We start from the raw sequence: 13,870 nt of genomic DNA, 5'->3' as shown, positions 1-13,870 counted from the left end.
CCGCGACGTGTGGATGCGTCCATCACCGCAGGAGAAGCCCCCGTATGGGCGAACCGATCCGCCGCGAAGCCCTGGACGTGCTCGCCGGTCAGCCGTGGTCGATATATTTGTGGGTTTCGGTCGTCTGCGGCTGCGCCTCCGCGGCCCGGGCCGCGCGCGACGGCGACCGCATGGCCGCGACCGCTCCGTCCGGCAGGAAACCTGACAGAGCGATCATCGGACCTTGCGGCGTGGTCGGTCGGGGTCACGCGGCGGCGGCGCGCTCCAGCTTGGCCGGAATGCCCTGGCGCACCGCGGTGCCCGCGACCGGATCGACCCAGACCGAGGCGCCCTTGCGGGTCGGGTCGGCGAGGCCGAGGTCGTTGATGTTGATGCCGGCGCCGATCTCCGGCACGTCCGGCTGACTCTTGCCGCCGATGACGTGCGGGCGTGCGCCGTACTCCTTGTGCCCGAAGCCGTGCTCGACCGCGAGCACCCCCGGCATGACGCCATGCCGGACGATGGCCGTTGCCGGCTCGCTCCCGCCCGGCGTGGCGATGCGGATGCGGTCGCCGGTTTCAATGCCCAGGCGCCGGGCATCCTCCACGTTGATGCCGACCGGGTTCTCCGGGTGCAGGTGGCGCAGGCGGCTCGCCGCGATGGTGTAGGCGCTGACCAGCACCGATTTGGAGCTGACCAGCTGGAAAGGCCAGTCCTCCGGCTTGTGGACGCTGCGCACCGCCGTGCCGTCGGAGAAGGCCGGGGCCATCCAGGTCGCCGTGCCGGTCCACCGCTTGCCGGTGACGCTGCTTTTCGAAGCGCCGACATTCTCGTTGTAGACCAGCAGCGGCTTGGCGAACCTGTGGGTGGCCTTGTCGCCCTCGAACCCCTCGCCCTGGTTCTGGTAGCGGCCGCCGCGCGCCAGGATGAAGGCGACCTTGCGCCATTCCTCGGCCTTCAGCGTCGCCTTCAACGCGGGCAGCACGCGCTCCACGCCCGACAGGCGGATGTCCTCGTCGGAAACGTCGGGCACCGGCTGCTTGCCGAGCCACGCGATATTGGCACCGCCGCGCAGGTACCAGTCCTCCGGACGCTCCAACGGGTAGGCGTTGCCGTCCATGTCCTGGATGGCGTCCGGGCCGAAGCCGGGCAGGCCCAGGCGCTTGGCCGTGGCGATCAGGAACGTCTCCATCTGGACGTGCCGGCCGTCCGCCAGCGTGGCGGTGCGGGGCTCCACCACCGGCCAGCGCGCGGTCGTCGTCTTGGTCGGGACACCCGCCCAGGGAGCGGCCCAGCCCCAGGTCTCGTACAGCACCGTGTCCGGCACGATGTAGTCGGCGAAGGCCGAGGACTCGTTGATGAAGGGGTCGATGGCGACGATCAGCGGCAGCGCCTTCGGATCCCGCAGCTTCGCCTCCACGGCGGCGCGGACCCCGGGGATGCCGTAGACCGGGTTGCTGTTCCACAGGAACAGGGCCTTCAGCGGGTAGGGATAGCCATCCACGACGCCGCTGGTCAGATATTCGGTCGTCAGTTGCGGGGCGTTGGGGTACCAGGGCGCCGTCGCCGGGTAGGGCTTGCCCGCTTCCTTCCTCGCCTTGAATTCGCTGGATTTCTCGTAAGGAATCGGGCGGCTGATGGCGGTGCCGGAGGGCTTCATCTGGCCGGGAAAGCTCGCCAGCTTGTAACGCGGGCCGTCCTGCTCGTCGGGGAAGCGGCCGCCGCCGAAGATGGTGCCGCCCTTCCAGTTCAGGTTGCCGATCAGCGTGTTCAGCGTGACCACGCCGAAGGCGTTGTAGAAGCCATTGCCGGCCATCATGCCGCCATGCGCGTTGGCGGCGGCCCTTTTGCCGTGGCTGGTGAACTCGCGCGCCAGCCCGGCGATGACATCGGCGGGGATGCCGCAGGCCTCGGCATAGCCGCGCAGGTCGAGCTTCATGGCCTCGTCGCGCAGCAGGGTCAGGCTGGTCTTCACGGCCACGCTGCCCGCGGGCGTCGCCACGGTCCCGTCGAGGAACAGCGCTGCCGGCCCCATCAGGGCGTCATGGGCAACGGGCGTCCCGGCGGGATCGAGGACGACGAAGGCGTCCTTGTCGCCGTAGCGGTCCTTCTCGTCCAGCGTCACCCAGCCCATGTCGGAGGCGCGCAGCATCCGCCCTTCGCGCGGGTGGCCCTTCTGCACGACGACGAGGTGCGTGGCGTTGCACCAGCTCGCCTCGCCCGCCGCCTCGGCCGCCTTGCCGTTGGGTTGGGACAGGTAGCGGGTGTCGATGCGCCCGTTCTCGAACATCCAGCGCATCAGGCCCATGACCAGCGCGCCATCCGTACCGGGACGGATCGGAATCCAGTTGGACCGCTCGCCCACGGCGCGGTTGTCGGCGTTGGTCAGCACGGGATCGACGACGACGTAGTTCAGCGCGCCCTCGGTCCGCCCCTTGGCGACGAGCATGGCCTGCCGCTTGAACGGGTTGCCGGCGTTCGATGGCGCTGTGCCGATGAACAGCACGAACTCGGCGTTCTGGAGGTCGGGCTTGGCGTGCGGCATGGCCTTCAGATCGCCGAACGCCGCGCCTGAACCGGAGCGGTAGGCGCCGCCGCAGTAGGCTCCGTGGCCGACGAAGTTGATGGTGCCGAACGACTGGTTGAAGAAACGGCGCACGAACGGCTCGCGCCCGTCGTTCACCGACGACAGCAGGGCCACCTGGTTGACCTTCGGCCCCAGTTCGGGGGCTGCCGGGTCGATGGGCGTCTTCAGGTCACGCAGACCGCGAAGGCCGTCCACATGCCCCTCGCCGAACAGGTCGCCCCCCTCGGCGATCTCCTCGACCAGCCGGTCGAAGGCGATCGGTTCCCATTTGCCCGCGCCGCGCGGGCCGACGCGCTTCATCGGCGTGGTGATGCGAAAGGGCGAGGTCAGCATCTCCAGCGCCGCGTTGCCCCGCCCGCAGGCGGTGGAACGGCCCTGGAGGCCCTTCTCGTCCAGCCGCGACAGCGACCTGAAGCTCTCCCGGATCGGGGTGCCGTAGGGCAGATGGGGATCGGTGGACAGCGGGCTGTAGGGGTTGCCCGCCACGCGCAGCACCTTGTTCTTCTCGACATCCACGCGGACCCGGACCCCGCACAGCGTGGTGCAGCCCAGGCACGCGACGTTGGCGACGATCTGTCCCGGTGTCAGGGCGATGCCGCCACTCTTCGGATCGATGCGGAACTCAGGGGCCGGCGCGTTGCCGGAGATGGCGTGGCGGGGCTGCTCCCCGGCCCAGGCGCCCTTGACGAGCTTGCGGCCGGTTTCGGAGAAGCCGCCGGCGAAGGCGGCGAGCGCGCCACCGGCGGCGGTGGTCTTCAGGAGGAGGCGACGGGTGATGGGCATGGAAGTCACTCCCTTTACTCGGCGGCTACGGCGCGGTCGGCGGCCGGAGCAGCGCGGACCGGGCGGGGCGCCGATTGGGGCGGGGTCGGCAGAAAGGCGGTGATGACGAGGAGGAGGAAGAGCCACAGGCCAGCGGTGCCGACGATGCCAAGCAGGCCTTCCGGACCGGCGGGGAGCGCGTACTCGTAGAAGCCGGCACCGGTCTTCGGCACGGTCTGGCCGCCGATGAACACGGTCCAGCGGAACATCCAAGCGCTGTGGACCGCGATCAGCCCCGTCAGCAGCCCCGTGCCCGCAGGCTTGGCGACGGCGATGACGAAGGGCAGCACGGTGGCGGCGACGGCCCAGATGGCGGTGACGCGCCACGCCTCGGAATTCGCCACGCTGTCCAGAGCTTCGGCGTGCGTCCGCTCGATCCCGAACAGGCCCGCGGCCAGCCACACGCCGCCGACCACCATGACCGCACCGAGGGCGCCGGCAAGCAACCGGTTGGCTTGCACCTCCACGGTGCGGTCGTTGCCGGCGGCGAAGCGGTTCAGGAGAAGCACCAGGCCGGTGGTCCCGGCCAGCGCGGTCATGAGGAACTGGACCGGCAGGAAGGGCGTGTGCCACAACGGGCGCGCCCTGACCACGGCAACCTCGACGCCGGTGTAAAGGGCGACCAGCGCCGCCCCGGCGAGCACGACGAGACCCGTGGCGCGGATCAGCCCGTCGTTCCGCCCGCCGCCCAAGGCGGCCAGCCGGTAGAGCGCGGCGAGGCGGCTGTCCACGCGGCCTTGCTCCTGCAATTCCTCGCGGAAGCAGGCCCAGGCGTAGACCAGCAGGCCCGTCACGTAGAAGGGAATGAAGATCGAGCCCCACCACATCCAGGATGTCGGGCGGAACACCACGTAGAAGTGCCAGAAGCGGCCGGGCTGGTGCAGGTCGGACAGCAGCGCCACCGGGGCGGCCAGCCCGCAGGTCAGCGCCACCAGCAGGGCGACGCGCCCCAGCTTGCGCCACTCGTCCCTCGCAAAGGCGTAGCCGGGCAGGCTCAGCAGCACGCCGCCGACCGACAGGCCGATCAGGAAGAAGTATTGGACGGCCCAGGGAAGCCACGCCACCTCGCGGGTCACGTTGATGACCTCGACGATCTGGTTTTCCATCACACGTGCTCCTTCTCACGGGCCGGGCGCCACAGGGTCGGGGTGCCGTCCACCTTGCCTTGGAACTTCGGGTCGAGGCCGATGTAGAAGACCCGCGGCTGGGTGCCCTGCTCGGGCTTCAGCACCTTCGGGTCCGTCTCGCGGTTCAGTTTCGAAACCGCGCTGTTCGGGTCGTTCAGATCACCGAAGACGCGGGCGCCGCCGACGCAGGTCTCCACGCAGGCGGGCAGCAGTCCGGCGTCAATGCGATGGACGCAGAAGGTGCATTTGTCGGCGGTCTGGGTGTCGTGGTTGATGAAGCGCGCGTCGTAGGGGCAGGCCTGGACGCAGTAGGCGCAGCCCACGCACACCGTGTTGTCCACCACCACGATGCCGTCCTGGCGCTGATGCGTGGCGCCGGTCGGGCAGACCGGGATGCAGGGGGCATCCTCGCAGTGGTTGCACAGGCGCGGCAGCATGTAGGTGCCGGTCTTGCCCTGCTCGGTCACCTCGTAGGTGGAGACGATGGTGCGGAAGCTGTTCTCCGGAACGTCGTTCTCCATGATGCAGGCCACCGTGCAGGCCTGGCAGCCGACGCACTTGCGCACGTCCACCACCATCGCCCAGCGCCGCGCCGCATCGCCGCCCTGGCGCGCCTGCGCGGCCTCGGCCGGCATCGTCGCCAGCGTGGCGGCACCGATGCCGGCGGCGCCGGCGCCCAGGCAGAAGTTGCGTCGTGATCGGTCCATGGCTGGCCCCTTCGCACCGGTTCCCTGGTTCGCGGAATCCCGCGAACGCTTCGGTGCAAAGGATAGCCGGGGGCCTAGGCCCCTCCCATTGGGGGCATCCCTAGACTTCTTAGGGTTTTCCCCAGCGACGATCCGCCGCAGGGATTCCCCATCACTCGGATTCGAGAAGCAGCCGCGTGAGGTCGGCGACGGATCCGACCCCAAGCTTCTCCATCACGTTGTGGCGATGCACCTCCACCGTCTTCGGGCTCAGGCTGATCTCGGCCGCGATGACCTTGTTCGGCTTGCCGGCCACGACCAGATCGGCAACCTGCCGTTCCCGCGGGGTCAGGCGCGCCAGCAGCGACCGGACGTGGGCCTTGCGGGCCTGCTCCTCCCACGCGCGGCGGGACTTTTCCAACGCCTCGTGGACCCGGTCGAGAAGCACCTGATCGTTGAACGGCTTCTCGATGAAGTCCACCGCGCCCGCACGCAGCGCGCGCACGGCCATGGGCACGTCGGCATGCCCCGTGATGACGACGACCGCCAGCAGCGACCCGGCGCGGGACAGCGTGTCCTGCAACTCCAGCCCGCTCATGCCGGGCATCCGCACGTCGGTGACCAGACAGCCGGGACGGTCCGGCTTGACGGCGCGCAGGAACTCTTCGGCTGACGCGAAGGACTCCACCGGCACGCCGAGCGAACCAATCAGCCAGGCCAGCGAGTGCAGCATCGCGGGATCATCATCGACGACATAGACGGTGCGGGTCTTGTCAGCCTGCATGGCGTTGCTCCCCGGTCCTCTGCTCTTCGGTGGCGACGGGCAGGACGAAACGCATCACGGCGCCACCTTCCGGGTTGTCCGTGGCCCAGAGATGGCCGCCGTGCGATTCCACGATGGTCCGGCAGATGGACAGGCCCAAGCCCATGCCGCCGGGCTTGGTGGTGAAGAAGGGGTCGAACAGGCGGGCCCGCGCCTCGTCCGACAGGCCGTGCCCCCGGTCGGTCACCGCGACCTCGACCCGTCCCGCGCCGTCGCGGGCGGTGCGCACGGTGACGCCTTCCCGACCGCGCGGCCTTTCCTCCATGGCGTCGAGCGCGTTCTTGACCAGGTTGAGGACGACCTGCTCGATCTGGACGCGGTCCCCCAGCACCGGGGGGAGATCGTCGGCGAGCGTCAGGGTGATCGGAATGCCGCCGCTGCGCGCCCGCCCCTCGCACAGGCAGGTTGCGGTGCGGACGGCATCGTTGAGGCCCATCGGCTCCAGCCGGGCCGCCCGCTTGCGCACGAACTCCCGGATGCGGGCGATGATCTCCCCGGCCCGTTCGGCCTGTTCCGCGATGGCCCGCGTGATGCCCGCCAGCTGATCCGATTCCACCGTTCCGGCCTCCAGGCGCCGGGTGCAGCCGCGCGCATAGTTGGCGATGGCCCCGAGCGGCTGGTTCAGCTCATGGGCGAGATTGCTCGCCATCTCGCCGAGGATGGACAGGCGGGCGACGTGGTCCATCTCCTTCTGCCGCTCGCGGGCGGTCTCCTCGGCCCGGCGGCGCTCGGCCATCTCGTGGACGAGGTCGCGGTTGGCCGCGCGGAGTTCGGCGGTGCGCACCTTGATCAGATGCTCGACCCGCAGCGAGTGGATCGCCCACCACAGCAGCGCAAGGGCCGCCAGCGCCAGCCAGTACCAATGTTCACGGGCGACGTCGATCAGCGAGACCTCGCGCAGGTAGCGGTACGGCCCGATGCGCAAGGACCGGAACAGGGCGTGGACGGGCTGGTAGTCGAGCGGCACGGTCCAGCCTTCGTAGCCTCCCGCCTTGGCCGCCGGATGGTCGCCGGGCATCTGGAACAGGGCGACGACGACCGCCTTGGCCAGTTCCTCCGGCGTGGAGGCAAGCCGGGCGAGCGGCCAGTCCGGGTACAGCTCGGTGGACAGAGCGCAGTCGAAGCCCGGCGCGGTTCTGGGATCCAGCACCCGGAACCGGCTGGGGTCGACGCGGCCTTCGGCGGCCAGTTCCTCCAGCACGCAGGCCCGCAGCACGCCGGCATCGGCGCCGCCGTCGCGGACCGCGAAGACGACCCGGTCCACCGGAAAGCCCGAGAAGCGGAGTTCTTTCAAATCCTGATAGGGGTCCACACCGGCCGCCAGCATCGCGGCCCAGGCCACCTGGAAGCCGCCGAAGGCATCCGGATCGACCGCCATGACGGTCCGCCCCTTCAGGTCGCTCACCGCGCGGATGTCGGTGCGGTCGGCGCGGACGATCAGGACGGAGCCGATGGCGGCACCCGACTCCCCGGCGCGCGAGGAGTGGAGCGTGGCGATCCGGGTCACGCCATGGCGCGCCTCCAGCTCCACGTAGTTGCCGGTGTTCGTCAGGACAAAATCGATGGAGCGGGCCTGCACGGCGGCGTCCATGCCAGGCAGGTCCAGCGGCACCATCTCCGCGCCGCGCCCGGGGAACCGCTCGGCCAGATATCGGACGGTCGGCTCCCAGGCGGCGTTCGCGTGATCGCCGCCCCGGTAGGCCAGAACCCCGACACGGATGGGCGGTTCCACGGCGAAGGCCACGCCGGCCCACAAGCCGACGAGCGCGCCGGCCAGCATCGGGCGGTTCAGCCGGGCCATGGTCGGTCGGGACAAAGCCTGTCGGAATGGAGTGGGCATCGCGTCCTCGGCTGAGGATTGCCGGCGAAGGATCGGGGCGACCAATCAAGCAGGCCACGCACGCCGCATACACTCTTCCCCAGCCGCTTTCAACCGGCGCGCCGCCACACCGCGCCGGAGCCCCGATATGAAATTCGCCGTTGCCAGTCAGAATTCCGGCATTACCGACGTTATGAGCGGACTCACGTCCAAGCGGGTGGAGTCGAGGAAGACCGGGGTCAGGCCGAACCGGAGGGGCGCGGAAGGTGCGCCCCCTGCCGTTGATCTCTCTCCCTATTACCATGATTTTGGAAGTACCGTTGAGCAATGCCTCGTCCCGCGCTATATCAGGCCCATGACACTGGAACGCACCGCCGAACGCCTCGAAGCCCTCGGGCACGTCACCCGGCTTGAGATTTACCGCTGGCTCGTCCGGGCGGGCGCGGACGGCTTGGCCGTGGGCGATCTCCAGAAAAGGGTGGGTATTCCGCTGACCACCCTGTCACACCACCTGCGCAAGCTCGTGCTGGTCGATCTGGTCACGCAGGAGCGGCGCGGCACCACCCTCATCTGCCGTGCCAACTACGACTCCATGCGTGCCGTGCTCAGTTTTATGACTGAGGAATGCTGCGCCGATGCCAAAGGGTGCAAGGCCGCCTGAACGGCCCAAGCCACGGACGTCGCGGTATGACGGGACTCCTCCGGCAGTGCCCATCATCGCCTGTTCCATCGCACAGTGTTTGCGCGAAGGGACACCGTGGCGGTGCCAATCGTGGCGGCGCCAATTTGACATTTTGATGACCATCGAAATCTGAGTTGACGCCGTATGGCCCGTCACATAATTTGATGGTATTGGAATTATCCAATCTCTTTCCACGGAACGGTGCCACGCCGGCCAACCGCCATCCCCGACACACGAAGACTCCACCATGGAAAAGAAGGCCATCCTGTCCGCCTTGTCCGCGCTGTCGCAGGAAACGCGCTTGGACATTTTCCGTCTGCTGGTCCAAGCCGGCCCGGAGGGACAGGCCGCGGGTGCGATCGCCGAGGCACTCGGTGTCACGCCGGCCACCTTGTCCTTTCATCTGGCCCAACTCACGCACGCCGGATTGATCGTGCAGCGGCGGGAAGGCCGCTCGTTGATCTATTCGGCGGACTTCGACCGGATGAACGGCCTGGTCGGGTTTTTGGTGGAAAACTGCTGCGGCCGGCCGGCCAACCCCTCCGCCTACGCGCCTGTCTGCGCTCCGGCGCCGGACGCGGCCAACGCGATCGGCACCGGCACCGACCCAAAGGGGCGCTGCGGCGGTTAACGCGCGGTCCGACCTGGCGAGTTCACACCCCGCGCTGCTCCGGCGGCCGAAGACCGACATCAAGGCCGGGTGGGCGTGCCCCGACGGCCGCATTGTGCCGAACACATGGAGGGAAGAATGGCCGATGAACGGGTCTACAACGTGCTGTTCCTGTGCACGCACAACAGCGCGCGCAGCGTGATGGCGGAGTGCATTCTGAACCGGGCGGGCAAGGGCCGCTTCCGCGCCTTCAGCGCCGGCAGCCAGCCCTCCGGGTGCATCAATCCGTATGTCCGCGACCTGCTGGAGCGCCTGGGCTACCCGACCACGCAACTCCGCTCCAAGACCTGGGACGAGTTCGCCGCGCCGGACGCGCCCCACATGGATTTCGTGTTCACCGTGTGCGACAGCGCCGCGGGCGAGGTCTGCCCGGTGTGGCCCGGCCATCCGACCACCGCCCACTGGGGCTTCCCCGACCCGTCCGGCGCCCAGGGATCCGACGCGGAGAAGGTGGCCTTCACCGCCGACGTGTTCCGTCAGATCGAACGCCGCCTGCAGGGCTTCATCAGCCTGCCCATCGCCTCGCTCGACCGGCTCTCCCTCAAGCAGACGCTGGACGACATGGCCCGCGACGCCGGCGTTCGAGCATGACGCGGACCGTTGCCCCCCTGACGGAGGCGGACGTGCCGTCCCTGGCTGAACTGCTGGCCGCGAACGGCCTTGCCACCGACGACGTCACCGCGCCGGGACGGCGCTTCTGGCGCGTAACGGACGAGAAGGGGTTGATCGGCTGCTGCCCGCCCCGCGACCTGGTCCCCGCCGGGGAACCAACGGCGAGACGCCTGACGGAGTCGAACACCCCATGACCGATGTCACCATCTACCACAACCCGGCCTGCGGGACGTCCCGCAACACGCTGGCGCTGATCCGCAACAGTGGCGTCGAGCCAACCGTCATCGAGTACCTGAAGACGCCGCCGAGCCGCCCCCAATTGGTCGACCTGATCCGGCGCATGGGCGTGTCGGTGCGTGACGTGCTGCGTCAGAAGGGCACGCCCTGCGCCGAGCTTGGGCTCGACGATCCGTCAGTCACCGACGACCAACTGCTCGACGCCATGATGGCGCACCCTATCCTCATCAACCGGCCCATCGTCGTGACGCCGCGGGGCGTGCGCCTGTGCCGCCCGTCCGAGGTGGTGCTGGACATCCTTCCCGATCCGCAGCGCGGCGCCTTCACCAAGGAAGACGGCGAGCTTGTGGTGGACGAAGCCGGCAACCGCATCGGCAAAGCCTCCTGACAGGATGGTATCGACATGACCGCTGACGTCCACGCCGCTCCGGCGGCCCGCCCGGCCATGGGCACTTTCGAACGTTACCTGAGCGTCTGGGTGGCGCTGTGCATCGTGGTGGGCATCGCGCTCGGCCATCTGGTCCCGGGCGTCTTCCACGGGATCGCCGCGGCCGAGGTGGCCAAGGTCAACCTGCCGGTGGCGGTGCTGATCTGGCTGATGATCGTGCCGATGCTGCTGAAGATCGACCTCGCCGCCCTGGGCCAAGTGCGGGAGCATTGGCGCGGCGTCGGCGTCACCCTGTTCATCAACTGGGCGGTCAAGCCCTTCTCCATGGCGTTGCTCGGCAGCCTGTTCGTCGGCCACCTGTTCGCGCCGCTGCTGCCGCAGGACCAGATCCCGTCCTACATCGCCGGCCTGATCCTGCTGGCCGCGGCCCCCTGCACCGCGATGGTCTTCGTCTGGTCGAACCTGTGCGAGGGGGAGCCGCACTACACGCTGAGCCAGGTGGCGCTGAACGACCTGATCATGGTCTTCGCCTTCGCGCCGCTGGTCGGGCTGCTGCTCGGCGTCGCCTCCATCACCGTGCCGTGGGCCACGCTGCTGCTGTCGGTGGTGCTGTACATCGTCATTCCCGTGGTCGCGGCCCAGCTGTGGCGCCACAGCCTGCTGGCGGCCGGCGGCGAGGGTGCGCTGAAGAAGACGCTGGGCGTGCTCCAGCCGGTCTCGCTGCTGGCCCTGCTGACCACGCTGGTGCTTCTGTTCGGCTTCCAGGGCGAGGCGATCCTGGCGCAGCCGCTGGTCATCCTGCTGCTGGCCGTGCCGATCCTGATCCAGGTCTATCTCAACGCCGGGCTGGCCTACTGGCTGTCGCGCCGGTTCGGCGTGGCCTGGTGCGTGGCCGCCCCGGCGGCGCTGATCGGCGCGTCGAACTTCTTCGAACTGGCGGTGGCCGCCGCCATCAGCCTGTTCGGGTTGGGCTCCGGCGCCGCGCTCGCCACCGTGGTCGGCGTGCTGGTTGAGGTGCCGGTGATGTTGTCGGTGGTGCGCATCGTCAAGGCCACCAAGCCCTGGTACGAGCGCCAGGCCGGAGCGTGAGACGATCTCCGCGAATTCTGAACCATGTGAGCCGAGAGCATGACGGACGCCGACGTTTCCGAAAACGACCCGCTCCCGAACCTGGACGAGAGCCTGCTCGACGTTCCTGATCTGGGGAAGCTCACCCCGGAGCGGCCGTCAACGCATCCGCCCCGTATCCTGCTGCTGTACGGCTCGCTCCGTGAACGCTCGTACAGCCGTTTCCTCGCCGAGGAGGCCGCCCGCCTCCTGCGGCGCCTGGGGGCCGAGACGCGGATCTTCGATCCGCTCGGCCTGCCGCTGCCCGACAGCGTGCCCGCCGACCACCCCAAGGTGGCCGAGCTGCGCGCGCTGTCCCAATGGTCGGAGGGGCAGGTCTGGGTCAGTCCGGAGCGGCATGGCACGATCACCGGCATCCTGAAGTGCCAGATCGACTGGCTGCCGCTGGAGAGCGGCGGTGTCCGCCCGACCCAGGGACGCACGCTGGCGGTCATGCAGGTGTCGGGCGGGTCGCAGTCCTTCAACGCTGTAAACGCCATGCGCGTTCTCGGCCGCTGGATGCGCATGGTGACCATCCCGAACCAGAGCAGCGTGCCGAAGGCGTTCCAGGAGTTCGACGACGCCGGGCGCATGAAGCCGTCGCCCTACTACGACCGCGTGGTCGACGTCATGGAAGAGCTCTACAAGTTCACGCTCCTGGTCCGGGACCGCAGCGATTACCTCACCGACCGCTACAGCGAGCGCCGCGAGGCCGCTCTCAAGGCGGCGACCGAGGCGCAGGCCCTGGCGGCGCAGGCAATGGACGGCGAGAGGAAGGCTTAGCGAACGATGGCGGGCCAGGCGGATGTGGTCATCATCGGCGGTGGGCAAGCCGGCCTGGCGGTCGGTTACCATCTGCGGCGAACCGGGCTGTCGTTCGTCATCCTGGATGCCGAAGACGCCCCGGGCGGCGCCTGGCGGCACGCATGGCGGTCGCTGCGCCTGTTCTCCCCGGCCGCATGGTCGTCGCTTCCGGGATGGCTGCTGGACGGCGGCGAAACCAGCTACCCCAGCCGCGACGCGATCGTCGAGTACCTGACCCGCTACGAAGCCCGTTACGACCTGCCGGTTCGCCGGCCGGTGCGGGTGCGGTCCGTCGAAAGGACGCGGGACGACCGTCTGCGGGTGGTGACGGATCACGGCGACTGGTTCGCCCGCATGGTGGTCAGCGCGACCGGCACGTGGCGGCATCCATACATTCCGGACTATCCAGGCCGGACGGCGTTCCGCGGTCTCCAGATCCATTCCGGCGCCTACGACGCGCCCGAGCGGTTCGCGGGGCAGCGGGTCCTGATCGTGGGCGGCGGGAATTCCGGCGCGCAGATCCTGGCCGAGGTGTCCGCGGTCGCCGAGACGACGTGGGTGACCGAGCGGCCACCGGTGTTCCTGCCGGACGACGTCGATGGCCGCGTGCTGTTCCACCGGGCTACGGCGCGCGTCAAGGCGCTCCAGGAAGGCCGCGAGCCGGACATGCCGACCGGCGGCCTCGGCGACATCGTCATGGTCCCGCCGGTGTTGGAGGCCCGATACCGTGGCGTGCTGCACGCCGTGCGTCCGTTCACCCGCTTTACCGAAACCGGGGTGGTCTGGCGCGACGGCACCGAGAGCATGATCGACGCCGTGATCTGGTGCACCGGCTTCCGTCCGGCGCTGGACCACGTCGCGTCTCTCGGCATCGTTGGGCCTGAGGGAACAGTCGCCCTGGACGGCACCCGTGCGCTGCATGAGCCGCGCCTCTGGTTTGTCGGCTACGGCGGCTGGACGGGGCCGGCCTCCGCCACGTTGATCGGGGTCGGTCGGAGCGCCCGGGATACGGCCCGGCGCATTGCGGAGGCGCTCAACACGGCCACAGTCGGATCGGCGCCGGCCTCGTGAATGGCACCGGGCGGACCGTTCGGCCTGTGGTTCAGTGGCTGGCCTGCGTCTTGCGGCTCCACTCCGCCTCATCGGCGCCGCTCCGCCCGGCGCGCACGGTCCGCGCAAGGCGTTCCGGCAACGATCAAAGATCCATCGGGCAAAGAAAAAGCCGCCCGGAAGCGGCTTAGGGGTAACTCGCGATAGAGCCCTGAATATGTCGAGATTTTAAGCAAATATCTGATTGCTTGTGTAGCTGACATTTCGGCCTATGCCATGACGATCCGACGACAGACGTGAGGAGCCGTCTGGCACACCACCCGGCCCGCAAGAGTGCGGCGCCCGCCGATTCCCATTCTTCCAAAATTACCGTAATATGGCTTGACTGGCCGTTGCCGGCTTGATATTCCAATGATTATCGAAATAAGCGTGACGGCACGGAACCATCGACCACGATGGCCTTAGCGCCGCCACAGG

At 68.8% G+C, this 13,870-nt stretch carries 13 protein-coding genes; 8 read left to right on the top strand and 5 right to left on the bottom strand.

The features are described 5' to 3' along the window. Positions 1-244: 244 nt before the first annotated feature. The 5 genes from J2851_RS15340 to J2851_RS15320 all read right to left on the bottom strand — a co-directional run bounded on the left by J2851_RS15340 (position 245) and on the right by J2851_RS15320 (position 7,825). On the bottom strand, positions 245-3,349 hold the full coding sequence (locus J2851_RS15340) for a molybdopterin dinucleotide binding domain-containing protein (RefSeq protein WP_209767252.1): 3,105 nt from the start codon (positions 3,347-3,349) through the stop codon (positions 245-247). Positions 3,350-3,363: 14 nt separating this feature from the next. Next, a complete protein-coding gene (gene nrfD, locus J2851_RS15335; protein WP_211114334.1) occupies positions 3,364-4,494 on the bottom strand; it encodes an NrfD/PsrC family molybdoenzyme membrane anchor subunit in 1,131 nt (376 codons plus the stop codon). After that, entirely contained in the window at positions 4,494-5,222 is a 729-nt protein-coding gene (gene dsrO / locus J2851_RS15330) for a sulfate reduction electron transfer complex DsrMKJOP subunit DsrO (RefSeq protein ID WP_209767250.1), read from the bottom strand. The genes nrfD and dsrO overlap by 1 nt, the downstream gene beginning before the upstream one ends. Before the next feature lie 151 nt (positions 5,223-5,373). Then, on the bottom strand, positions 5,374-5,985 hold the full coding sequence (locus tag J2851_RS15325; RefSeq protein ID WP_209767249.1) for a response regulator transcription factor: 612 nt from the start codon (positions 5,983-5,985) through the stop codon (positions 5,374-5,376). After that, on the bottom strand, positions 5,975-7,825 hold the full coding sequence (locus J2851_RS15320; protein ID WP_209767248.1) for a sensor histidine kinase: 1,851 nt from the start codon (positions 7,823-7,825) through the stop codon (positions 5,975-5,977). Before J2851_RS15320 ends, J2851_RS15325 begins: the two co-directional genes overlap by 11 nt. A gap of 166 nt (positions 7,826-7,991) precedes the next feature. Between J2851_RS15320 and J2851_RS35785 the strand changes: the two genes are divergently transcribed. The 8 genes from J2851_RS35785 (at position 7,992) to J2851_RS15280 (ending at position 13,414) form a co-directional block, all read left to right on the top strand. Beyond that, on the top strand, positions 7,992-8,504 hold the full coding sequence (locus J2851_RS35785; RefSeq protein ID WP_246500672.1) for an ArsR/SmtB family transcription factor: 513 nt from the start codon (positions 7,992-7,994) through the stop codon (positions 8,502-8,504). A 268-nt stretch (positions 8,505-8,772) separates the two neighbouring features. Beyond that, positions 8,773-9,156: an ArsR/SmtB family transcription factor gene (locus J2851_RS15310; RefSeq protein ID WP_209767247.1), complete on the top strand. Its 384-nt coding sequence runs from the start codon at positions 8,773-8,775 to the stop codon at positions 9,154-9,156. 117 nt (positions 9,157-9,273) lie between these two features. Further along, complete coding sequence (locus tag J2851_RS15305; RefSeq protein ID WP_209767246.1) at positions 9,274-9,786, top strand: arsenate reductase ArsC; 513 nt, start codon at positions 9,274-9,276, stop codon at positions 9,784-9,786. Next, a complete protein-coding gene (locus J2851_RS15300; protein ID WP_209767245.1) occupies positions 9,783-10,001 on the top strand; it encodes a hypothetical protein in 219 nt (72 codons plus the stop codon). Before J2851_RS15305 ends, J2851_RS15300 begins: the two co-directional genes overlap by 4 nt. Continuing rightward, the gene (gene arsC, locus J2851_RS15295) at positions 9,998-10,432 is read left to right on the top strand and encodes an arsenate reductase (glutaredoxin) (RefSeq protein ID WP_209767244.1); all 435 of its coding nucleotides are present in this window, start codon (positions 9,998-10,000) and stop codon (positions 10,430-10,432) included. The genes J2851_RS15300 and arsC overlap by 4 nt, the downstream gene beginning before the upstream one ends. Positions 10,433-10,447: 15 nt before the next feature. Beyond that, entirely contained in the window at positions 10,448-11,521 is a 1,074-nt protein-coding gene (gene arsB / locus J2851_RS15290) for an ACR3 family arsenite efflux transporter (protein ID WP_209767243.1), read from the top strand. Positions 11,522-11,560: 39 nt separating this feature from the next. Continuing rightward, positions 11,561-12,322 carry an arsenical resistance protein ArsH gene (gene arsH, locus J2851_RS15285; protein WP_209767242.1) on the top strand — a complete coding sequence of 254 codons (762 nt, stop codon included), beginning with the start codon at positions 11,561-11,563 and terminating at the stop codon, positions 12,320-12,322. Between the two features lie 6 nt (positions 12,323-12,328). After that, on the top strand, positions 12,329-13,414 hold the full coding sequence (locus J2851_RS15280; protein ID WP_209767241.1) for an ArsO family NAD(P)H-dependent flavin-containing monooxygenase: 1,086 nt from the start codon (positions 12,329-12,331) through the stop codon (positions 13,412-13,414). Positions 13,415-13,870: the final 456 nt, after the last annotated feature.

It is taken from the genome of Azospirillum rugosum, from assembly GCF_017876155.1.
Lineage (GTDB): Bacteria > Pseudomonadota > Alphaproteobacteria > Azospirillales > Azospirillaceae > Azospirillum > Azospirillum rugosum.
This window is presented reverse-complemented; position numbering and strand designations above follow the sequence as displayed.

Coding starts and splice junctions, on each gene's coding strand:
- J2851_RS15340 (WP_209767252.1), bottom strand. CDS start 3,349: ATGCCCATCACCCGTCGCCTCCTCCTGAAGACCACCGCCGCCGGTGGC.
- nrfD (WP_211114334.1), bottom strand. CDS start 4,494: ATGGAAAACCAGATCGTCGAGGTCATCAACGTGACCCGCGAGGTGGCG.
- dsrO (WP_209767250.1), bottom strand. CDS start 5,222: ATGGACCGATCACGACGCAACTTCTGCCTGGGCGCCGGCGCCGCCGGC.
- J2851_RS15325 (WP_209767249.1), bottom strand. CDS start 5,985: ATGCAGGCTGACAAGACCCGCACCGTCTATGTCGTCGATGATGATCCC.
- J2851_RS15320 (WP_209767248.1), bottom strand. CDS start 7,825: ATGGCCCGGCTGAACCGCCCGATGCTGGCCGGCGCGCTCGTCGGCTTG.
- J2851_RS35785 (WP_246500672.1), top strand. CDS start 7,992: ATGAAATTCGCCGTTGCCAGTCAGAATTCCGGCATTACCGACGTTATG.
- J2851_RS15310 (WP_209767247.1), top strand. CDS start 8,773: ATGGAAAAGAAGGCCATCCTGTCCGCCTTGTCCGCGCTGTCGCAGGAA.
- J2851_RS15305 (WP_209767246.1), top strand. CDS start 9,274: ATGGCCGATGAACGGGTCTACAACGTGCTGTTCCTGTGCACGCACAAC.
- J2851_RS15300 (WP_209767245.1), top strand. CDS start 9,783: ATGACGCGGACCGTTGCCCCCCTGACGGAGGCGGACGTGCCGTCCCTG.
- arsC (WP_209767244.1), top strand. CDS start 9,998: ATGACCGATGTCACCATCTACCACAACCCGGCCTGCGGGACGTCCCGC.
- arsB (WP_209767243.1), top strand. CDS start 10,448: ATGACCGCTGACGTCCACGCCGCTCCGGCGGCCCGCCCGGCCATGGGC.
- arsH (WP_209767242.1), top strand. CDS start 11,561: ATGACGGACGCCGACGTTTCCGAAAACGACCCGCTCCCGAACCTGGAC.
- J2851_RS15280 (WP_209767241.1), top strand. CDS start 12,329: ATGGCGGGCCAGGCGGATGTGGTCATCATCGGCGGTGGGCAAGCCGGC.